A 21,885-nucleotide genomic window follows, 5' to 3' on the forward strand; every position below is an offset into this window, starting at 1 on the left:
AGAGTGAGATAGATAATTATTAGAATATGAGATGTGCTACCATGACGATAATCGGCAAGGTAATCAAAGTCCTTAGCAAGAAAATAGCCACCAACTCAAAGAAGTTAACCGGTACTTTACTGCTTAAAATAACAGAGCCTGTTTCTGACATGAAAATTAGCTGAGTTACCGATAACGCTGCAACAACAAACTTCGTCATCTCGGTATCGATTGTCGAAGCGGCAATGATTGACGGTACATACATATCAGTAAAACCAACTAACATCGTCTGGGCTGCTGCCTGAGCTTCTGCAACATGGAGCAACTCCAATAGCGGTACAAATGGCGCACCAAGCATCGAGAACAACGGCGTTGTTTCGGCAACAATCAATCCCAAAGTACCAATCGCCATCACTACCGGCAAGACACCGATCACCATATCCAATGCATTATGGATACCTTCTTTGGCAACCGCCCCCAAACTGTCGATTTTACTCGCCCGCTTAAGCGCCAGATGCATACCATACTGCATCGATGACTGGCCTTCTGGCACCAATTCTTCATCACGGTTTGGCGCCGAACCGTCAATATACAGATCCTTTTTGTAACTCAGTGGTGGCAAGTACTGAATCACCACGGCAGCAGCAACACCTGACAAACAAACTGACAGATAAAAAGGAACAAAGTAATTCGCCAAACCCACCTGAGTCAGTACCACCAGCGAAAACGAGATCCCGACAGGCGAGAACATAGTCGCCACAACTGCCGCCTCACGAGCGGTATACTTCTTCTGCTCGTACTGCTTGCTAGTAAGAATCACGCCCACGGTTCCGTCACCCAGCCATGATGAAATACAGTCAATGGCAGCACGGCCCGGTAAGCGGAATACCGGCCGCATGAATTTGCTCATCATGGTTCCGAGAAGCTCCAGCAGGCCAAAATTGAGCAGCAACGGTAATAGCAAGCCAGCAAAGAAGAAAGTCACAAAGAGCGAAGGCAGCAAATCATTCAGCACCAACCCACCGGTATTGCCATTCCACACCACCTCTGGGCCCACTTGATATAGAGCCAGCACGGTAAATGCCGCACCAATACCACGGATCGCCAACCATGTCGGAGATAGCACAAACAAACGAACCAGCAATGGTGAGTTTGTTACAAAGCGCGGCTTAGCAATACTGGCCGCCAACGACAACAGCGACGACGCACAAATCACGACAGCCACTGTCGGTAACAAAGCCTCCCCCATCAGACTCTTAAAGCCTTTCGCCATCAGGGCCAAGGGAAACGTAAAGTCGCCATTCACCGTCAACGGGGCAAGAAAAAAGAACAATCCCAACAACGATGGGATCGCGAACATCAGCATATTCCGGCTGGTTTTATGGTTATCCTGGGCTAGTACTGTATCCGTCATCCTACTACTCTCTGAATGATTAAATCCAAACGACTAAAAAATCGATAAAAGTGCATAATTCCTTAATAAGGCCATTATATCGACAATCGTATACGACGCAACCACGAAAGCAAAAATAATCACAAAAAACGAATATCAATTCATAATTTATAATTCTAATCTAATTTATTCATTGAGATAGAAGCACCAGTGACAATAAACATACATTTAGCACACCAGTAAACCATGCCATACTCATCCAATCCCCAATGAAAAAAGTACAATTCCAGCACCACCCATCTATGAAAGGCAACGAGAAGGCGATCAGTTTACGGCAGACATAAAAAAACCCGGCCGAGGCCGGGTTTCAAAACAAATAGCGGTGATTAACCGATGTGAGTCACGCCACCCATGTACTTACGCAGTACTACAGGAATGCGGATACGGCCATCTGCTTCTTGGTTGTTCTCAAGAATAGCAACCATTGTACGGCCTACAGCCAAACCTGAACCGTTCAGGGTGTGAACCAATTCTGGCTTCTTCTCGCCTTTACGACGGAAACGCGCTTGCATACGGCGAGCCTGGAAATCCCACATGTTAGAGCATGAAGAAATTTCACGGTACGTCTCTTGTGCTGGTACCCAGACTTCCAGATCGTAAGTCTTCGCAGAGCCGAAGCCCATATCACCAGTACACAGTACAACCTTACGGTATGGCAGTTCTAGCAACTGAAGTACTTTCTCGGCATGACCGGTTAGTTCTTCCAATGCCGCCATTGAGTCTTCAGGGCGAGTGATCTGAACAAGCTCAACTTTGTCAAACTGGTGCATACGGATAAGACCACGAGTATCACGGCCGTATGAACCCGCTTCAGAACGGAAACATGGCGTGTGAGCTGTCATCTTAACAGGCAGATCAGCTTCTTCAGTGATCGTATCACGTAGCAAGTTAGTCACAGGGACTTCTGCCGTTGGGATCAAAGACAGGGTACGAGGCTCTTCATCGTTCACTTTCTCAGTCAGCGGCTGAGTGTGGAACAGATCAGCACCAAACTTAGGTAGCTGGCCAGTACCGAACAGGCTGTCTGAGTTCACAAGGTACGGTACGTACATTTCTGTATAACCGTGCTCGTCTGTGTGAAGATCCAGCATAAACTGGGCAATCGCACGGTGTAGACGTGCAAACTTGCCTTTCATCACGATGAAACGTGCGCCAGTGATCTTCACCGCACTTGCAAAGTCCAGTCCGCCGCTCAGCTCACCCAAATCAACATGGTCTTTGATTTCGAAGTCGTAAGTCTGAGGCTGGCCCCAACGTGAAACCTCAACGTTCTCGTTTTCATCTTTGCCTACAGGCACAGAGTCATCAGGAAGGTTTGGAATCGTCTGGATGATCGCATCCAATTCTGCCTGCAATGCAGCAAGCGCTTTCTTCGCATCGTCCAGTTCAGAGCCCAGATTACCGACTTCGGCAAGGATACGCTCAGCTTCTTCGTGATCGCCCTTCGCTTTCGCTTGGCCAATGGACTTCGATCGGGAGTTACGCAGTGCCTGTAGCTCTTCAGTTTTAACCTGAAGTGACTTACGTTGCTCTTCCAGGGAGCGGAGTGCTTCTACATCAAGAGTAAAACCACGGCGCGCTAATTTTTCGGCTGTTGCGTCCAGCTCAGTTCGAAGTAATTTAGAATCTAGCATGCTAATCCTGTGCTCGTTATGTTCTAAAGTGCACATTATTTAGCCAACTTGCTGGCTAAATAATTTTAATTCAGAAAGCGTTAGGCAACCTAACGCCGATTGCTCAACAATACCCAAAAAGCCCTATTATTGATAGCGTTTTGACGCGCTTTTTGCATCTAAAGAAGCAAGATACTCTAACTTTTCTGCAATTTTTGTTTCCAAGCCCCGGTTTGTTGGGTTGTAGTAACGCGTACCGGCCAATTCCGGCGGGAAATAGCATTCCCCGGCAGCATAGGCCCCAGGCTCATCATGGGCATAGCGGTACTCCTGCCCGTACCCCAACTCTTTCATCAGCTTGGTCGGGGCATTGCGCAGGTGAGGCGGCACTTCGTAATCCGGATAGTTGGCCGCATCGAGCTTGGCCTGTTTGAACGCGGTATAAACCGCATTGCTTTTCGGGGCGCTGGCCAAATAGACAATCGCCTGAGCAATGGCCCGCTCGCCTTCGTAAGCGCCGACCCGGGTGTAGCAATCCCATGCCGATACGGCAACCTGCATCGCCCTCGGATCGGCATTGCCGATATCCTCAGAGGCAATGGCCAGCAACCGGCGCGCGACATATAGCGGGTCACAGCCGGCATGCAGCATTCGGGCAAACCAATACAGCGCGCCATCCGGGCTCGAACCGCGAATCGACTTATGAACCGCCGATATCATGTCATACCAGAGATCACCCTTGTTATCGAAACGGGCAATCTTCTCGCCGGCTACCTCAGCCAGCAAGGCAAGATCAATACGCTTGTAACCCTGCCCGTCCTCGTCGGCCATATCGATCAACTGCTCGAGGTAATTGAGCGACATCCGGGCATCACCGCCAACCAGTTCGGCCAAACGCGCCTTGACATCATCAACAAAGACCAGCTTTTCAGCGTCAACGCCACGCTCTTTGTCCGTCAGCGCCTGCTCGATCACCGCCAGAATATCAGTGGTGTCTAACGATTTAAGCTTGTAGACCCGCGCCCGGGATAACAGTGCGTTGTTGAGCTCAAACGATGGGTTCTCGGTCGTCGCACCGATAAAGGTCACAGTGCCATCTTCGATATGCGGCAAAAATGCATCCTGCTGGCTCTTGTTGAAACGGTGGACCTCATCGACAAACAGAATTGTCCGTCGCCCGGCCATCTTGTTCTCACGTGCCTTGTCGATCGCCAACCGGATATCCTTGACCCCCGAAGTCACCGCGGAAACCCGCTCAACCTCGGCATTGGCGTAATAAGCTGCCACTTCGGCCAAGGTGGTTTTGCCTGTCCCCGGCGGCCCCCACAGGATCATCGAATGCAAATGCCCGGCCTCAAGCGCTCGACGCAGCGGCTTGCCCTCGCCGAGGATATGGGTCTGGCCAATATATTCCGCCACCGTACGCGGCCGCATACGGGCAGCCAGCGGACGGAAATCAGATGAAAAATCCAGGCTGAAGTTATTCAAACTCACCGCTCCTTAAACAAAAATAGGTGGTACTCGCGTACCACCTAAAAAATACATCTCGCTGGGTGTTCCCGGCTTAGTTGCGCTGATCATCCAACTCCACGCCTTTAGGCGGGGTGAAAGTGAACGCACTGGCTGCCGGTGCCTTGCGGGCAAACGAAGAAAAACGGAAATTGCTACGCTGGCCGTCCTGCTCAACAACTGAGAAACTACGCACCTCGCCGCCCTTGTCTACCGTAACCACAAACTTACCGGCCGACGACGTCCCCGCCTTCGGGGTCAGGGTAAAGGTATCTGCCGTCTGGGATACATTGTAGTTCTGCCAATCACTTGGGCTATTGCGGGTCAGCAGTACGAACGGCGTCTGATCGGTCGCATCATTGAGCCACATCGCCGTTACCTGCTCGATAAACGGGCTGTAGTACCACAATGTCCGGCCATCTGAAATCAGCACGTTTTCATCCGGGGTCTTGGTATTCCAACGGAACAAGTTAGGGCGCTTAATCGCCACATCGCCATCGCCCTCAACCAGTACATCGCCATCAGGGCTGATCACCGTTTGCTTGAAATCCGCAGTAAACGCATTCACTTTGCCTAATCGGGCGCTGAGTTCCTGCTGGGGGTTAGCCAAAGCCTGCCCCGCCCACAACAACGGAGCGGCAACCAATACACCCAGAAGCATCTTCTTCATCATTCTCTCAAACCTTTTGCTCACGGCCTGCCCTAGAGCGTAGCAGGCCTATTGATTCCTATCTGTCTCGGAACAGCGTCCGAATCGTATAATCTTTGACTAGTCACGCGGTGGCGGCGGAGCCAACACTTCCCGATTGCCGTTATGACCCGGCGCGCTGACAATACCGTGCGCTTCCAGCTGTTCAACAATACGGGCAGCCCGGTTATAACCAATCTTAAACCGACGCTGGACACCGGAAACAGAGCCCCGCCGGGACTCGGCAACAAATGCCGCCACTTCGTCAAACAACTGGTCGAGATCATCATCACCGCCCACCGGTGTTTCACCCGGCAGCAAGCCGTCACTGCCCTGATCGGCTTCGAGGATCCCCTCGATATATTGCGGCTTACCACGCGCTTTCCAGTCATTTACCACGTTGTGGACGTCATCATCCGAGGCAAAGGCACCGTGCACTCGCACCGGATGGTTCTGACCTGCAGGCAAGTAAAGCATGTCACCCATACCCAGCAATGATTCAGCACCGCCCTGATCGAGAATGGTACGCGAGTCTGTCTTGGTCGATACCGTGAACGCCATTCGGCTTGGAATATTCGCCTTGATCAAGCCGGTAATAACATCCACCGACGGTCGCTGGGTCGCTAGCACCAAGTGAATACCTGCCGCTCGCGCTTTTTGCGCCAGACGAGCAATCAACTCTTCAACCTTCTTGCCGACAACCATCATCAAATCGGCAAATTCATCAACGATGACCACAATGCTTGGCATTTTTTCCAGACGAGGCGGGAACTCGTCCATGCTGTCTCCCGGGCGCCACAACGGATCGTGGATCGGGTGGCCGGCTGCGGCGGCTTCTTCAAGCTTGGCATTGAAGCCTGCAAGGTTACGCACCCCGCACGCAGCCATCAGCTTGTATCGGCGTTCCATTTCGCCCACACACCAACGCAATGCGTTGCTGGCGTCTTTCATGTCAGTAACCACTTCGGTCAGAAGATGCGGTATACCTTCGTAAATCGACAGCTCCAGCATTTTCGGGTCAATCATGATAAAGCGACAGTCTTCGGGCTTACACTTATAGAGCAAGCTGAGGATCATCACGTTAACACCGACCGACTTACCCGAACCCGTTGTACCGGCCACCAAGAGGTGCGGCATCTTGCTCAAATCGGCAACCACTGCCTCACCGGCAATGTCATAACCCAATACGATAGGCAATGGGCTCTTCTTATTCTGGAAGTTATCGCTCGCAACCACCTGCGACATATAGACCGTTTCACGGTTGACGTTCGGTAGCTCCAAACCAATGTACGGCTTACCCGGAATAACCTCTAGCACTCGAACCGCCGAGGCTGACAGCGCACGCGCCAAATCTTTTGCCAGACCGGAAATTCTGCTCGCCTTCACCCCGGGGGCAAGGTCAAGCTCATAGCGGGTAATCACCGGGCCAGGGTAAACCCCAACGACCTTGGCCTTGATCTTGTAATCAGCCAGGCGGGCTTCCACCAGCCTTGCTGTCTGTTTTAATTCTTCCTCACTGGCCGGTTCAACGTTTTGCTTGGCCGGGGCCAGCAAATCCACCGTCGGCATCGGTGAGGTTGGTTTCGGCAAATCGGCATCTTTCTTCATCAGGAACGGATTATCAAGACCAGCTGCATGAGCCTGCGCCTTCTGAGCATCACGAATCTTCTTGAGGAAGGCCTCTTCGTCGCTCAGGCCGTCGTCGCCATCAACCAATCCTGCATCCTGCTCGGCGCGCTCAAGTTCTGACATGCCGTCCTGAACACCTATTTCGAAATCACTCTCCGGCGCTGGTGACGCTGGTGACGCTGGTTCGAAAGCGTACGGCTCAGCCGCAGCTCGCTCATGGCGAAGGTTATTTTCTTCCTGTTGCCACGGCAGTGTCTCCGCGTTATCTTCTGGCTCCGTTGTATCAACCCCAGCATGAACAGACGATGAATAGTCATATTCATCTTCCTCGGATAGGCTTTCATCCGCTTCTGCTCCAACCTGATGCTCTGCAGGCCACGCGTCTGCTACAGGTTCTGGCTCGGCGTGACTTTGCATGGCACCGTACATCGTTGAAGCAGCGTTACGCACCTCAGAACGGCTTTCCTGCTCGCTGGCATAATCAGACAAAGACTGCTCATGATCGGCTAACCCTGCCGGATCATCCATGTGCATGGTAAAGTCTTCGTTCTTTTCCAGTTCGCGCTCAAGATCGGCAATAGACATTCCCTTCATCTGGCGCGGCAGCTCCACGTCTTCAACAGCCACACGGGTATTTACAGGCTCAGGCTCAGGCTCAGGCTCAGGCTCAGGCTCAGGCTCAGCGTCATGATATTCAGGCATTGATGCCACCGACACTATTTCAACTGGCTCGATATCCGCGGTCACCAGTTTTATCGTTGTTTCTTCCTGCAGTTCTGGCTCACTCGCCGTCGAAGCCAAGGTCTCGACGTTAGATTGTGGCTGAATGTCGGAAACCGGCTCAACCACCGCCTCAACGACCGGCGAAGTTGTCGCCGTTTCAACCAGTGAAGCCACTGTCGGCGCAGCAACTACTGCAGCAGCAGCCACAACCGGCTCAACCACCGATTCAGGCGTACTCACAGGACGCTCCTGATGACGCTGAGGCATAACAATCTTCATTTCCGGCTCTGGTTCAGAGACCGGTTCAGGCACGCTGACCGCCGGTTCACGGCGAGCAAACGCACTGCGGTCATTGGCCACCGGAGCCGCAACCCGACTGCTGGATGCCAGCAATACGTCATCGGCATCTGGCTCCTGCTCAAACTGGGCGGATTGCTCAGCCAAGCGACGGCCAAATTCTGTTTGGTGCTCATCCGGAATATCGGCGGCAAATGGGGTCAGTACCTCGGACTTGTCCGAACGTACCTTGTTCATCAACCAGCCCAGAGCCCCGAGAGTTTTCTCACCAAGGGTATCGACAATCGTCAACCATGAGATACCGGTAAACAGTGTAAAACCGATAGCCCAGACAAACATCATCACCAACGTCGTGCCGAGCAGGTTAAATAACGGCAAGGCCATGTTTGACACCACATCGCCGATCACCCCGCCTGACGAGAAATACCAAATATCGTCAAAGTTCAGATCGGCGAGACCGCAACTGGTCACAAACAGTATCAGCAGGCCAAGCAAGCGGGTGCCGTAGATCATGTAGTCAAACTTCAACGGCTGTGAACGGCGACGGAACAAGAACCAAGCGCCAAGGATAATAATCGCCGGCAAAGGATAGGCCAACGATCCGAAGGTGAACAATAAGGTATCGGCGACCAGCGCCCCTAGCGAACCGGCTTTGTTTTGCACCGGCCCTTCCCAAGCCGTTTGCGACCATGACGGGTCCGCAGGGTTAAAGCTCAGCAATGCCACCATGGAAAAAATCGCGGCCAATATGCCGATAATCAAAAAGCTTTCCAGTAAGCGCTGCCCCCCGGAAAGACGCAATGTAGGCTGCCTGTTGCCCTTTAGCTTTCTCAAAAAAACACTCCGATGTAACCAACTAGCCAGCGTCTGGGCCGTATTTTTGTATTATGGGTGCCAATGGCCCGTCAGACGCATTAAAAACGAATGCCTTATCTTATACTAAATGCGACCTATTTTTGCTATTTTGGCTCGGTGTAAGCGTAAAGAGTTGGTGAAATTTTTAATGGATGTGCTGAAAATCTCCCCCCCCGCCTGAAAAACTGCCGCCAAGCCCAAAAACAAATCAAGCGGCACTAGGCCGCTTGATGAAAGACTGCTTGTTCTACACGTCAAATAAAGAACTAGCGGGTCTTGATAACCAGATTGTTGGTCTGCTTCACTTCTTCCATAACCACGTATGTACGAGTATCGTTCACCCCTGGCAGGCGCAGCAAGGTCTCACCCAGCAACTTACGGTATGCAGACATATCCGATACACGCGTCTTCAACAAGTAGTCGAAATCACCGGATACCAGATGACACTCTTGAATGTCTTCCAGCTCTTGCACTGATTTGTTGAACTGCTCAAACACATCAGGTGCACCACGGTTTAGTGTAATTTCAACAAACACCAGCAGTGAGGCATCAAGGTATTGAGGATTCAGCAGGGCGGTATAGCCACTGATGTACCCCTGACGCTCCAAGCGACGAACACGCTCAAGACAGGGTGTAGGAGAAAGACCAACACGTTTTGAAAGTTCTACGTTCGAGATACGACCATCTTTCTGTAGTTCATTCAAAATATTGCGATCTATACGATCCAGGTCCTTGGAGGGTTTTTTCTTGGTATCTACCATTTTTTATTCCACCTTCTTACTTCCTTGCAAAAAAATATACTACAACTTTAGCTTATTTAGAATCAAATACTCTAAAAGTCCAACTATACTGCCAATAGTTCTGTAATTACATCCTTGTCAATAGCCTTCACTGCTGGATGCCAAGGGAGGGAGCGGAATGATTATTGGGGTACCCAAAGAAATCAAAAATCACGAATACCGAGTCGGTTTAGTAACCAGCAGTGTTCGTGAACTCACTTTACTCGGTCATCAAGTCTTGGTCGAAACCCAAGCAGGTGCAGGTATTGGGCTGTCAGACGCAGACTACGAAAACGCAGGTGCTGAAATTATTTCTGACGCTAAAGAAGTTTTTACCAGATCAGAGATGATTGTCAAAGTAAAAGAACCACAAGCAGCAGAAAGATCCGCACTTCGAGAAGGACAAATTTTATTCACCTATCTTCACCTTGCACCGGATTTTCAACAAACAAAATCCCTCATCGACAGTAAAGCCATCTGCATTGCCTACGAAACAGTGACCGATACCCTAGGCAAATTACCCCTACTGGCTCCTATGTCGGAGGTCGCTGGCAGAATGTCCATCCAAGCCGCAGCCCAAACCCTAGAGAATTCTTATGGCGGGCGGGGCCTGCTTCTGAGCGGAGTTCCCGGTGTTGAGCCCGCCAATATCGTGATCCTCGGCGGTGGGGTCGTCGGCTCCAATGCAGCCCGCATGGCTGTAGGAATGCGGGCAGATGTCACCCTACTCGATAACAATATCGATACCCTACGCCAGCTAGATCGCGAATTCAGAGGCGCGGTGAAGTTACGTTACGCCACCCGCGAGGCCATTGCCCAACTCGTCCCCCGCGCCGATGCGATTATCGGTGCAGTCCTGATCCCCGGGGCAGCGGCCCCTAAACTGATCACAGCAGAACACGTCCGCCAAATGAAGCCAGGCTCAGCACTGATTGATGTCGCCATCGACCAAGGTGGCTGCTTTGAAACGTCACACCCAACTACCCATGCACAACCCACTTATATTATGGACAATATTGTGCACTATTGTGTTGCCAACATGCCCGGAGCCGTTGCTCGAACCTCGGCATTCGCCCTTAACAACGCCACATTGCCCTACGTAACTAAAATTGCCAATTTGGGATACAAAAAGGCACTGCTGGATGACGAAGGATTCCTCTCGGGAATGAATATCATGCATGGCAAGGTAACCTGCAAGGAAGTCGCCACCACATTCGACCTTCACTATACGGTTCCCACCGTCGCCCTGAGCATGCACTAGGTAGAACGTGAACCCTATATTGCATATAACTATTTGATATTTATTATAATTAAATAATCTTAAAAATTTTAACCTCAGTGTCCTTGATCAAGGACAGTACGCCGTTTTATTTATCCCACCCTACATACCACAAACGCCCACTGAACGACAAAATAACCACCTACCAACAGGCAGAAAATCACGCTGAGCATCACTCGAACAAGAAGCAGAATGCGCTGGCCAATCAGGAAATATCCTTTTCTTGGCGCAGCAATTTACCTACAATCACCCATCACATGATAATAATCTCATTTCAGCCTGGAGAAGTAATGAGTAACGTAAGACATAGTAAACTGCTCATCCTTGGTTCTGGTCCTGCTGGTTATACCGCAGCCGTTTATGCTGCACGCGCCAACCTAAACCCTGTCATGATCACTGGTATGCAGCAAGGTGGTCAGCTCACCACCACCACTGAAGTTGAGAACTGGCCGGGCGATGCTGATGGCCTAACTGGCCCTGGCCTGATGGAGCGAATGAAAGCCCACGCTGAAAAGTTCGAGACTGAAATCATTTTCGACCATATCAACGAAACAGACTTCACCCAGCGCCCTTACCGACTGAAAGGCGACAACGCCGAATACACCTGTGATGCGCTCATCATCGCTACCGGTGCATCTGCCAAGTACTTGGGCCTTGAGTCCGAAGAGCTATTCAAAGGCCGTGGCGTTTCTGCTTGCGCAACCTGTGACGGCTTTTTCTACCGCAACCAGAAAGTTGCTGTTGTCGGTGGTGGTAACACGGCCGTCGAAGAGGCGCTTTACTTATCGAATATCGCATCTGAAGTTCACCTGATCCACCGTCGCGAGACCTTCCGCTCAGAGAAGATCCTTCTCAAGCGCCTGATGGACAAGGTCGAAAACGGCAACATTATTCTTCACACTAATCGCACCCTCGATGAAGTACTGGGTGACGACATGGGTGTGACCGCCGTGCGTATCAAAGATACCGCGTCTGAGGCCACCGAAACGATCGAAGTAATGGGTGCATTCATCGCTATCGGCCACCAGCCAAACACGGCTATTTTCGAAGGTCAGCTGGAAATGCACAACGGCTACATCAAGGTACAGTCAGGAACTGACGGCAACGCGACCCAGACCAGCATCGAAGGCATCTTTGCCGCCGGTGATGTTATGGATCACACCTACCGCCAAGCAATTACCTCAGCAGGTACCGGCTGTATGGCAGCGCTCGATGCAGAGCGTTACCTTGATGCCATCGAAGAACAATAATCATCACTACCGGCCACCCTCAAGGTGGCCGTTTTTGCCTTCAGCTCCTGCTGCAATTACCTGCAACTCAAGAAAGCTATATGGATAAACAATTACAACGAGATTTGACCAACTGGTTGAGATCACAGAGCAAACTTGCGAAACGCTGGTTGATGCTCAGTGTCGGCCTTGGTTTTTTATCGGGATTGCTGCTGGTGGGACAAGCTGCGCTGCTTGCCCATATCCTCCACCAACTCATCATTGAGCATACCGACAAGTACCAATTGGTCGATAGCTTCATCGGCCTGTTTGTTATCGTCGGCCTCCGCGCGGCCTGCAGTTGGGGACGCGAGATATTCGGCTACCGCTGCGGGGAGCAAATACGGCTCCATATCCGCCAGCTGATCCTCGAAAAGCTGCAACAGCTTGGCCCGGCCTATATCAAAGGGAAACCAGCCGGTGTCTGGGCAAGCTTGGTACTCGAGCAAGTCGAGGAAATGCAAGATTTCTTCTCGCGCTATATCCCACAGATGTCAATTGCGGTACTGGTGCCGCTGGTCATTCTGTTTGCGGTCTTCCCACTTAACTGGGCAGCGGGCCTGATCTTCCTGATCACAGCACCACTAGTGCCTCTTTTCATGGCACTAGTCGGACTCGGAGCCGCCGATGCCAACCGCCGCAACTTCAAGGCACTCCAGCGCCTATCCGGGCATTTCTATGACCGCCTTCGGGGACTCCCGACCCTGCGCCTATTTAACCGTGCCGAAGCTGAAGCCGAAAACCTCCATGCCGCCTCGCATGTACTGCGCAAGCGAACAATGGAAGTATTGCGGATGGCTTTCCTCTCCTCGGCAGTGCTCGAGTTCTTCTCTGCTATCTCGGTAGCAATCGTTGCGGTCTACTTCGGTTTTGCCTTTATCGGCGAACTGAATTTCGGCCACTACGGCGTACCGATTTCACTCTTCACTGGCTTGTTTGTTCTGATCCTTGCTCCTGAATTCTATCAGCCACTCCGTGATCTCGGCACTTTCTATCACGCCAAGGCACAGGCAATCGGGGCTGCGGAATCCATCGTCGAGTTCCTCAATACCGAAGCTGATGGGATGGATAAAGGCTGCGCCAACCTGCCATCGCCAGAAACCATCACTATCGAGGCCAGCGAGCTGGAAGTACTCAGCCCCGAAGGCCAAGTTCTGGCTGGGCCGCTCAGCTTCACCCTTGCCCCGCATGAGCAGGTCGCCCTTGTTGGCCCCAGCGGTGCCGGCAAGACCAGTTTGCTCAATGCCCTACTCGGCTTCCTGCCCTACCGTGGCAGTCTTAAAATCAATGGCGTTGAACTGCGCAGCCTAGATGCCAGCCAATGGCGGCAAGCCATCAGCTGGGTAGGCCAAAACCCACTGCTACTGCATGGTACGGTGCGCGACAATATTGCCCTTGGCAACCCGTTAGCGACCGACGAGCACATCCTGCAAGTTGCCGAGAATGCCTACGCCAAAGAGTTCATCGACCGACTGGAACTGGGCTTTGCCCATCAGGTTGGCGACCGCTCAGGCGGCTTGTCTGTTGGGCAGGCGCAACGTATTGCCGTTGCCCGTGCCATGTTGCAAAGCGGTAGCTTCTGGCTGCTCGACGAACCAACAGCCAGTCTCGACGCCAACAGCGAACATCTCGTGCTAGACAGCCTAAAAACCGCCACCGCCGGCCAGTCGACTTTGATGGTCAGCCACCGCCTCGACCAACTCGCGTCGATGGATCGCGTTATGGTGCTGGAAAACGGCAAACTGGTTCAAAACGGTCACTTTGACCAAATTCGCCAACACGGCCTGCTGGCCGATATGCTGGCCCATACTGACAAGAGGGATCTCGATGCGTGATTTAATCCCTTATCTGAAACTCTACCGCAAGCACTGGTTCGGCCTGACCCTAGGTATGCTGCTGGGCCTTGCCACCCTGCTTGCCGCCATGAGCCTGCTGACACTATCAGGCTGGTTTATCGCCGCCTCGGCCGTTGCCGGGCTGACCATTGCCCGCGAAACGTTCAACTACATGCTGCCGGGTGCCGGTGTCCGAGGTTTCTCAATGGCCCGTACCGCTGGCCGTTGGGGCGAACGCGTTGTCAGCCATAATGCGACATTCAAGCTACTGGCCGATTTGCGCCTGTTCTTCTTCCGCAAATTGACCCCGCTGATCCCGGGCCGTCAGGCCAACCTCCGCGATGCCGACTTGCTCAACCGCTTGGTTGCCGATGTCGATGCAATGGATCACGTGTACCTGCGCTTGGTCAGCCCACTGACCATCGGGATTATCGGCCTGATTGCCATTACCGGCTTCCTTGCTTGGTTTGATCTGACTATCGGCCTGACCCTTGGTGGGATCCTACTGGTACTGATGCTCAGTCTGCCGGTGATCTTCTACCGCTTGGGCAAGGCCAACGGCGAAGCCCTGACACTGGCCAAGGCCAACTACCGAATCAAATTGCTTGATTGGATTCAAGGCAACGCCGAGCTGCTACTGTTCAATGCCGACGACCGTTACTATCAAGCGGCACTGCATGAACAGCAGTCGCTGCTTAATGCCCAGCGCAAGATGGCAAACCTGACCGGCCTTGCCAATGCTATCCTGATGGCGGCGACAGGCTGGGCTTTGGTCCTCATTACATGGATTGCCGCTGACGGCGTCGGCGGCAATGCCCCAGACCCGTTCATCGCGATGGTTGCCTTTGCCACAATGGCCAGCTTCGAGTTAATGATGCCAGTCGCTGGAGCATTCCAGTACCTCGGCCAAACGTTAACTTCAGCCCGCCGCTTGAATGAAATCATCGAAGCCGAGCCGGATACGCCATTCAATCCTGACGGCCATCAGGCCAACGTCAGCGGGAATATTGATATCGATGGGATTAGCTATACCTATTACGGCAGTGACCAACCGGTGCTTAAGTCGATCAGCCTATCGATCAAGGCCGGAGAGAAAGTCGCCCTGCTGGGCCGGACCGGTTGTGGCAAGTCCACCCTGCTCCAGCTGCTGACCCGTAACTGGGATCCGCAGCAGGGCCAAATCAGCCTAGATGGCGTCGCACTGCCAAAATGGCAGGAGGCATCACTGCGCAAGGCCATCACCGTGGTCAGCCAGCGGGTTGATGTATTCAATGGCTCACTGCGTGAGAACCTGCTGCTTGCCAAACCTGACGGCAGCGACAGCGAGCTCGAACAGGTATTGCAACAGGTGGGGCTCAACAGCCTGCTTGAAGGCAAAGGGCTGGATACATGGCTGGGTGAAGGCGGCCGCCAGATCTCCGGTGGCGAACGCCGCCGAATCGGCATCGCCCGCGCCTTGCTCCACGATGCCCCTATCCTGCTGATGGACGAGCCGACCGAAGGCCTTGACCGCCGTACCGAGCAACAAATCATTGATCTATTGCTGGAACATGCCAAAGACAAGACCGTGCTGTTTATCACCCACCGTCTGGTCGGCCTCAACGCAATGGACCAAATTTGCCTGATGGACGAAGGTTCGATCACCGAGCAAGGCACCCATGAATCGCTGCTGGCCGAGCGCGGCCGTTACAGCGAGTTGTGGCAACGGATCTAACCCCGAGCCACTCAACCTAACAAAACGGGAGCCATTGGCTCCCGTTTCTGTCTTTTCGCTTCAACAAACCTGTATTAACTGTCCCTGACTACCCCAATGGAGGAGCCCAATCGGAGTTGATTCTGGCCGTCAGAATATGGTCTTCCCAGTTGCCGTTAATCAGCAAATAATCTTTCGCCCGACCTTCGATAGCAAAGCCGCTTTTCTTCAATACCGCTGCGCTCTTGGCGTTTCTCGGCATATAGGCGGCCATTATTCGATGAAAGCCCTTATCGAACATCCATTGATTGGTCGCTTCCAGCGCCCGCCCCATCATGCCCTGACCTTGATAATCTTCATCAATCGAATAACCGACATGACACGCATAAAACGGATGGCGCACCAAATTGCTATAGTTAACCACGCCACAAATTTGTAGGGGATCCTGCTTAGGTACGATAACAAAATAATAGGCCATTTCATGCTTGTGCAACTTCATCAGCTGCTCAAGCCGCCGCTCCCATCCCCTCGCAGTAAAAAACGTATCTTCCCTAAGTGGCTCCCACGGTTCGAGAAACTGGCGATTTTTTTGATAATAAGCCGTAATCGCAGCCGTATCCCGAGAAGTGATCAGCCGTACCGTTATATCTCCCAGATCAATGACCTGCGAGCGTGTAATAAAAGAGTGGAACAACAATATCCATCCCCTTGCTATCCATGATGTTCAAACGTTAGCATACGCAAGTAATGCTAAGCCAGCCCCATTTGCCAAAGACAGAACCGAAACTAATTTCAGTCAAAGATTTACCCAGCCAGTTAGACTATGATAATCCCATTACCTATACCAAACCACAGTGGGAACTATGTATTACGACTATCTCGATTCGGTTCTGGGCCGGTTCTACCTGCTCGCCGATGAGCAAGGGCTAAGGCAGCTCACCCTTGCCAGTTCTGGTTACAGCGTCAATGACTGCTGGCAACGCAACCCTGACTTCATGGCCCCTTTCACCACCCAACTCAGCGAATACCTCGCTGGCACTCGAAAAGAGTTCTCCCTTCCCCTTGCACCACAAGGTACCGATTTCCAGAAACAAGTGTGGCAAGCACTCACCGAAATCCCCTACAACAGCCAACGCTCATTCCAACAAATCGCTTCATACATCGCCCATCCCTGTGCATTCCAGGCTATCGGCATGGCCAGAAACGTCAACCCCATCCCTATTATCATCCCTTGTCACCGGGTCGCTACCGATAACGAATCCTCGCTCAGCAGCCGTTATGACAAACCGCTCATCACCCTGCTGCGCCAACTCGAAAACGGCGAGATCACCCTCTTCCCGGCAGACGGGTAATTAGCGAGAAGCCAAACGCAAACAGGGAAGCCGAAGCTTCCCTGTTGATATGATTTAATTGGGTGGCCGAAACCACTAGCGCTTGTTGATACCGTACTCTCGCAACTTGTTAGCCACTGCGGTATGCGATACTCCCAGTCGCTTGGCCAGCTTACGCGTCGACGGGTAGCTTTGGTACAAACTGGTCAGAATACCGGACTCATATCGCTTCATGATGTCGTCAAGCGAGCCGTCGAGCGTTTCCTCGCTGATCACCGTGGCCGACTCGTTCTCTGGCAACTGGATATCATCGACGGTCATCTGGGTAGATTCCAGCTGGGTCATTGCCCGGAACAGGACATTGCGCAGTTGGCGGATATTACCCGGCCATGCATACTGACTCAAAAATTGGGCGACTTCTGGCGAAATCACCGGCTTGGGCTGCTGAAGCTCTTGGGCAAACTGCGACAAGAACAGATCAGCCAATGGAACGATATCGGCTGTGCGCTCGCGCAGCGGCGGCACAACCAACGACAGAACATTAAGGCGATAGTAAAGATCTTCACGGAACTGGTTCGCCGCTACCAAGTCAGGCAGCTTCTTCTGGGTTGAACAAATAACCCGGACATTGACCCGCATCTCTTGCTCTTCGCCAACACGGCGGAACGTGCCGTCCTGAAGGAAACGCAGTAGCTTGATCTGCAAGTGCTCGGACATCTCGCCCACTTCGTAAAGGAAAACGGTACCGCCATCAGCCTGCTCGAAGATCCCCTTCTTGCCGGCTTCTGTCGCCGTTGCCGCCATACCGAACAACTCCGTTTCTGCCGCGCTATCTGGCATCGATATACAATTCACCAGCAAAAATGGCTGTTCGCGGCGCAATGACCGCTGGTGGCAAGCACGCGCCAGCATCTCTTTACCAGAGCCAGTTTCACCCTGAATCAACAGCGGCGCATCAAGCATTGCCAACTTCTTGGCCTGCGAAACCAACTGCTTAAAACGGGATGACTGACCAACTAGGTGTTCGAAACCGTTGTCACCACTTAGCTTGCGCATCGCCAGCGGCATCTTGGCCTCAGACAGAGACTTAAGCAAAATAACCACACTGGCCAGTACCTGCTCGTCGCTCTCGTCGGCCACGTATACCGGCAGGATCTCCATGATGTAATCCAGCCCGGCAATAACCACCAACTCGCTGCGCTTGGCGGCCTGCTCCTTTTCCAGCCAATTTTGAATATTGAATCCGACGAAGGTCTGGATATATTCACCGACAATTTCGCTGCGCGCCTTGCCCAACAGGGTTTCGGCCGCATCATTGGCAAGATCGATTTTCCCCTGCAAATTGATGGAGAAGAACGGGTCAGGCAATGCTTCGAGCAGAGCCTTGAGTTCCTTGTGCTCACGTTCGGTCGGCATAAACTGAATCTTACGAACATCAGTCACCCCATCCAGCTGACGAATTTGCGACATCAGCTGGCTGAATTGATCGAACGCCACTTCGGGGCAATTAAGGTAAATGATACCGACACGGTCAATCTCAATACCCCGCAAATCGATCTGGCGGCTGGCCAGAATATCGAGCAACTCGCGGGTAATCCCCAAGCGGTCCTCGCAAAAGACTTGTAGCCTCATATTCTTCTCTTCCAAAGTGTCAGGAATTGTTGACACTCGAAGTTTGCGCCTTCACTGCCATTCAGTCAAGCCACCAGCCCCTCAGGGTGTGCCCTAAGGCACTATTTTTTTTCAACCATTTCCTTATGGCCGGTCAGACGCTTAAGCAAATCTTTACGCACATCACCCAATTTAGGCTGCTGATCCGGCTGCCACGGTAGCGGACGCATCAAGCTAATCGCTTTTAGCCCCAAACGCCCGGTCAGCAAGCCGACACCGACACCTTGGGCAACTCGGGTTGACATCCTTCCGGCCAGATCCATCGACAGCATATCCATCCCGTTGTCGATAATTACCTCACTGGCACCGGCAAGGGCCATATTGGCCAGCACCAGTTTCACCAGCCTGATCCGCGACCAATAACCCAACTCAACCCCGTACACTGCCGAAATCTGCTCGATCAAACGGAAGTTTCGCCAAGCCACCAGCAGCATATCCGCCACGGCCAATGGGCTAACTGCCACCATCACGGCAGCCTCGCTGGCATATTTGGTCACCAACTGACGCGCCTGCTTATCCTGAGAGCCCAGTACCATTTGGTCGTATAGCTGCATCACTTCGCGGTCGTTATGGGTTGCCGCCAAGGCATGTTGCCAGCGGTCATAACCCGCATTGTCCTCTCGGATATTGCCCTTACGGGCAAGCTTGGTACAAAATGCCTTGGCCTGACCGATCCCATCGGCTTCCAACAATGCCTGCGCTTGTTCTCGTTCACCCTGACGTTGCTTCAAACGACGCAGACTAAGCAATTCTCGTCCCAGCGCCCCGATCCCAGCCGTCGCCAAGCCGGCAACAATCACGCTCCAGCCCAAAGCCAGCCAGTCACCGCCCTGAAATGCAGTAACCACATAATCCACGCTCTGCCATGCCACCATGGCTGCACCGCCAATCAGTAACCCTTTGAGCCAACCACGACCGCGTTTTGGCTTGGCCGCCAACGTCTGGGCCAACTCTGCTTCGACATCCTTCTCATCGGAATTCACCGGCTCGGGCAGAAAATCCGCCTGCTCGGCAAACTGCAACTGACTGGTCAGCTCCTGCTCGTCTTTGCCCGCAGGCTGCGGTTCCTCAAATTCGATTTTGGTTTTGAACTGCTCATTCATCGTAATTTATCTCCAAGCAGATAATCGAGCGCCTTGTCCATTCGGATATGCGGCAAGGGCTCATCACTTTGTATATTCAAAGGTCGGAAATTCATAAAATCAAACCCGGACTGCTGCCAAAAATCGTCCCCGGGCAAGCGGCGCGGTACTTCACCGGGAAAAAGCGTTTTCGTTTCCCCACTCATCGTCACACCGCGCAGGGCTGGCACTTGCTTGCCCTGATATTCAACAAAACCCGGGGCTGTGGCCTGAATCGACGACAAGCTGATGCAATCCATCTTGATCCCTTCAAACGAGGCTGTCTGCCACGCTTCGTTAACCAACTGCTGCATCAGGCTAACCAAATTCGGGTGCTGCTCCGGGGTGACATGGTCGGCCTTGGTCGCGGCAAACAGCACCTTGTCGATACGGGGCGAGAACAACCGACGCAGCAATGAGCTCCGGCCATAGCGGAAACTCTGCATCAGTTGATCCAGCGCCTGCCGCATATCATTGAACGACTCCGGCCCGGCATTCAGTGGCTGCAGGCAGTCCACAAGGATGATCTGGCGGTCAAACTTAGAAAAATGCTCTTTGTAAAACGCCTTGACCACATGTTGCTGGTAATAACGATAGCGGCTCTTGAGCATCCCGATATTGGTATCGTCTCCGGCTGCGGCCAATTCTTGTTCTGACAGCTTATCGAGCCAAACCAGCGGGAAGAACTGCAGAACCGGCGCGCCCGCCAGCTCTCCCGGTAACACGAAACGCCCCGGCTGAACCCAGTGCAAACCACCTTCGGCCTTACACTTGAACAAATACTCGGTAAACCGAGCCGAGAGGCGCTCAATCGCCGCCTCGTCGGCAGGGGCCAGAGGGTCAAAGGTCTCACCTTCTTCCAACCACTGTTGGGCCAATTCCTCTCGCTTGCCCTTCAGGGCCTTGGCCTGCTGGCGGGACCATGTCAGAAAATCCATCTCAAGCAACGGTAAATCAAGCAGCCACTCCCCAGGATAGTCGATAATATCAAGGTATAACGTGGCACTGTCTTGCAGCAATTTCAGAGGGCCTTTCTGGGGCTTATAGCGCAAGGCAATTCGGGTCTGGCTGACATCCTTGGTTGGCGTCGGCCAATCGGGCGGTGTTGCCAGCAAGGCACTGATCCCTTCTTCGTACCCAAACTTAGGAACATGCATATCCAATTGCGGTACTCGCTTGGCACCGAGCAAATGGCCATCACGCACCGCCCCGAACAGCGGCAGACGTGGATTGGTGCTGACATGCATCAGCTGGTTGACCAACGAGGTAATGAATGCGGTTTTGCCCGCACGAGACAATCCGGTGACAGCCAAGCGAACGTGGCGGTCCAGACTGCGGTTGACTAACTTGTTCAGTTCATTGCCCAATCGGTTCATGGTGGTTCCTAACTATCGTCAATAATGTTCACTGTAACGAATGCCAGATTAACCCACGATGAATCCGACATTCAGGGTATTGAATACAAAAACAAAAGCAGGCCGAAGCCTGCTTTCAGATAATACGCCGAAATTATAAGTTACGGAATTCCCGGTCGACCTTGAAGGCGGAAGAGGTAATGTACGCTTCCATCTTGCGCAGGTCTTGCTCCATCCCGTCCAGCTCCGACTCGACATTATCAAGAATTTGCTGGGCAGTCTGACCCGCCTGCCAGGGTTTCTGCTTTACGTTATGATCACGGTATACCGACTGCTGGTAGAAGCGTTCTTCCGGCATTTTGTCGAGGAACAACCAAGCCGCAATATAGGCCAAGGTGACAAAGAAACCGACACCGAGCAGGAATGCCGATACGGTTAAGATCCGAACCAGCCAAATTTCCATGCCGAAATACTCGGCAACACCGGCACAGACCCCACCGAGTTTGCCGTTATGCGGGTCACGGTAAAGGGTTTTGTTCATTGACGTCCCCTCCACTGTGGTGCTTCGGCATCCAAGATGCGCTCCAATGTCACGATCCGCTGCTGCATTTGCTCTGCGCGTACCACCAGATCCTGTAGTTTCTGGTGATCCTCCCCACTGAGTCCTTCACTTGACAGCTTCTTGCTGCGGTAGTGCAGGATCAACCACAATGGGGCAACAAAAATCATAAATACCACCAGCGGCCCAACTATAAACCCCATAGACATTTCATTCTCCTTATTCGCGCAGATTCAATAACTTGTTCT

Annotated in this window: 17 protein-coding genes; 5 read left to right on the plus strand and 12 right to left on the minus strand. The window is 52.6% G+C overall.

Annotated elements, in window-relative coordinates:
• Positions 1-19: 19 nt before the first annotated feature.
• From ABT56_RS02000 to lrp, 6 genes are all read right to left on the minus strand, one after another.
• Positions 20-1,393 (minus strand): YjiH family protein, encoded by a 1,374-nt coding sequence (locus ABT56_RS02000; RefSeq protein ID WP_047877162.1) that lies wholly within the window; start codon positions 1,391-1,393, stop codon positions 20-22.
• 365 nt (positions 1,394-1,758) lie between these two features.
• On the minus strand, positions 1,759-3,066 hold the full coding sequence (gene serS / locus ABT56_RS02005; protein WP_047877163.1) for a serine--tRNA ligase: 1,308 nt from the start codon (positions 3,064-3,066) through the stop codon (positions 1,759-1,761).
• Between the two features lie 126 nt (positions 3,067-3,192).
• A complete protein-coding gene (locus tag ABT56_RS02010; protein WP_047877164.1) occupies positions 3,193-4,533 on the minus strand; it encodes a replication-associated recombination protein A in 1,341 nt (446 codons plus the stop codon).
• 76 nt (positions 4,534-4,609) lie between these two features.
• On the minus strand, positions 4,610-5,224 hold the full coding sequence (gene lolA, locus ABT56_RS02015; RefSeq protein ID WP_047877165.1) for an outer membrane lipoprotein periplasmic chaperone LolA: 615 nt from the start codon (positions 5,222-5,224) through the stop codon (positions 4,610-4,612).
• Positions 5,225-5,323: 99 nt separating this feature from the next.
• Entirely contained in the window at positions 5,324-8,725 is a 3,402-nt protein-coding gene (locus ABT56_RS02020) for a DNA translocase FtsK 4TM domain-containing protein (protein WP_047877166.1), read from the minus strand.
• A gap of 287 nt (positions 8,726-9,012) precedes the next feature.
• Positions 9,013-9,507 carry a leucine-responsive transcriptional regulator Lrp gene (lrp, locus tag ABT56_RS02025; RefSeq protein ID WP_047877167.1) on the minus strand — a complete coding sequence of 165 codons (495 nt, stop codon included), beginning with the start codon at positions 9,505-9,507 and terminating at the stop codon, positions 9,013-9,015.
• 157 nt (positions 9,508-9,664) lie between these two features.
• Here lrp and ald point away from each other — a divergent pair, with 157 nt between their 5' ends.
• The 4 genes from ald (at position 9,665) to cydC (ending at position 15,621) form a co-directional block, all read left to right on the plus strand.
• Positions 9,665-10,786: an alanine dehydrogenase gene (gene ald / locus ABT56_RS02030; RefSeq protein ID WP_047877168.1), complete on the plus strand. Its 1,122-nt coding sequence runs from the start codon at positions 9,665-9,667 to the stop codon at positions 10,784-10,786.
• 308 nt (positions 10,787-11,094) lie between these two features.
• Positions 11,095-12,054, plus strand: coding sequence for a thioredoxin-disulfide reductase (gene trxB, locus ABT56_RS02035; protein ID WP_047877169.1), 960 nt, complete (start codon positions 11,095-11,097; stop codon positions 12,052-12,054).
• A gap of 80 nt (positions 12,055-12,134) precedes the next feature.
• Positions 12,135-13,907, plus strand: coding sequence for a heme ABC transporter permease/ATP-binding protein CydD (gene cydD, locus ABT56_RS02040; protein WP_047877170.1), 1,773 nt, complete (start codon positions 12,135-12,137; stop codon positions 13,905-13,907).
• The gene (gene cydC, locus ABT56_RS02045; protein ID WP_047877171.1) at positions 13,900-15,621 is read left to right on the plus strand and encodes a heme ABC transporter ATP-binding protein/permease CydC; all 1,722 of its coding nucleotides are present in this window, start codon (positions 13,900-13,902) and stop codon (positions 15,619-15,621) included. Before cydD ends, cydC begins: the two co-directional genes overlap by 8 nt.
• 88 nt (positions 15,622-15,709) lie before the next feature.
• Here cydC and rimJ read toward each other — a convergent pair whose 3' ends face one another.
• Positions 15,710-16,294 carry a ribosomal protein S5-alanine N-acetyltransferase gene (gene rimJ / locus ABT56_RS02050; protein WP_047877504.1) on the minus strand — a complete coding sequence of 195 codons (585 nt, stop codon included), beginning with the start codon at positions 16,292-16,294 and terminating at the stop codon, positions 15,710-15,712.
• Between the two features lie 169 nt (positions 16,295-16,463).
• Here rimJ and ABT56_RS02055 point away from each other — a divergent pair, with 169 nt between their 5' ends.
• Positions 16,464-16,952, plus strand: coding sequence for a methylated-DNA--[protein]-cysteine S-methyltransferase (locus ABT56_RS02055; protein ID WP_047877172.1), 489 nt, complete (start codon positions 16,464-16,466; stop codon positions 16,950-16,952).
• A 75-nt stretch (positions 16,953-17,027) separates the two neighbouring features.
• On the opposite strand, the gene tyrR is transcribed toward ABT56_RS02055, so the two are convergent.
• The 5 genes from tyrR to pspB form a co-directional block, all read right to left on the minus strand.
• Complete coding sequence (gene tyrR, locus ABT56_RS02060; RefSeq protein ID WP_047877173.1) at positions 17,028-18,563, minus strand: transcriptional regulator TyrR; 1,536 nt, start codon at positions 18,561-18,563, stop codon at positions 17,028-17,030.
• 101 nt (positions 18,564-18,664) lie between these two features.
• Positions 18,665-19,705: a YcjF family protein gene (locus ABT56_RS02065; protein WP_047877174.1), complete on the minus strand. Its 1,041-nt coding sequence runs from the start codon at positions 19,703-19,705 to the stop codon at positions 18,665-18,667.
• On the minus strand, positions 19,702-21,099 hold the full coding sequence (locus tag ABT56_RS02070) for a YcjX family GTP-binding protein (protein ID WP_047877175.1): 1,398 nt from the start codon (positions 21,097-21,099) through the stop codon (positions 19,702-19,704). Before ABT56_RS02070 ends, ABT56_RS02065 begins: the two co-directional genes overlap by 4 nt.
• Positions 21,100-21,232: 133 nt before the next feature.
• Positions 21,233-21,619, minus strand: coding sequence for an envelope stress response membrane protein PspC (gene pspC, locus ABT56_RS02075; RefSeq protein WP_047877176.1), 387 nt, complete (start codon positions 21,617-21,619; stop codon positions 21,233-21,235).
• Positions 21,616-21,846: an envelope stress response membrane protein PspB gene (gene pspB, locus ABT56_RS02080; RefSeq protein ID WP_047877177.1), complete on the minus strand. Its 231-nt coding sequence runs from the start codon at positions 21,844-21,846 to the stop codon at positions 21,616-21,618. Before pspB ends, pspC begins: the two co-directional genes overlap by 4 nt.
• Positions 21,847-21,885: the final 39 nt, after the last annotated feature.

Source organism: Photobacterium aquae, from assembly GCF_001029445.1.
Lineage (GTDB): Bacteria > Pseudomonadota > Gammaproteobacteria > Enterobacterales > Vibrionaceae > Photobacterium > Photobacterium aquae.

Coding starts and splice junctions, on each gene's coding strand:
- ABT56_RS02000 (WP_047877162.1), bottom strand. CDS start 1,393: ATGACGGATACAGTACTAGCCCAGGATAACCATAAAACCAGCCGGAAT.
- serS (WP_047877163.1), bottom strand. CDS start 3,066: ATGCTAGATTCTAAATTACTTCGAACTGAGCTGGACGCAACAGCCGAA.
- lolA (WP_047877165.1), bottom strand. CDS start 5,224: ATGAAGAAGATGCTTCTGGGTGTATTGGTTGCCGCTCCGTTGTTGTGG.
- lrp (WP_047877167.1), bottom strand. CDS start 9,507: ATGGTAGATACCAAGAAAAAACCCTCCAAGGACCTGGATCGTATAGAT.
- ald (WP_047877168.1), top strand. CDS start 9,665: ATGATTATTGGGGTACCCAAAGAAATCAAAAATCACGAATACCGAGTC.
- trxB (WP_047877169.1), top strand. CDS start 11,095: ATGAGTAACGTAAGACATAGTAAACTGCTCATCCTTGGTTCTGGTCCT.
- cydD (WP_047877170.1), top strand. CDS start 12,135: ATGGATAAACAATTACAACGAGATTTGACCAACTGGTTGAGATCACAG.
- cydC (WP_047877171.1), top strand. CDS start 13,900: ATGCGTGATTTAATCCCTTATCTGAAACTCTACCGCAAGCACTGGTTC.
- ABT56_RS02055 (WP_047877172.1), top strand. CDS start 16,464: ATGTATTACGACTATCTCGATTCGGTTCTGGGCCGGTTCTACCTGCTC.
- tyrR (WP_047877173.1), bottom strand. CDS start 18,563: ATGAGGCTACAAGTCTTTTGCGAGGACCGCTTGGGGATTACCCGCGAG.
- ABT56_RS02065 (WP_047877174.1), bottom strand. CDS start 19,705: ATGAATGAGCAGTTCAAAACCAAAATCGAATTTGAGGAACCGCAGCCT.
- ABT56_RS02070 (WP_047877175.1), bottom strand. CDS start 21,099: ATGAACCGATTGGGCAATGAACTGAACAAGTTAGTCAACCGCAGTCTG.
- pspC (WP_047877176.1), bottom strand. CDS start 21,619: ATGAACAAAACCCTTTACCGTGACCCGCATAACGGCAAACTCGGTGGG.
- pspB (WP_047877177.1), bottom strand. CDS start 21,846: ATGTCTATGGGGTTTATAGTTGGGCCGCTGGTGGTATTTATGATTTTT.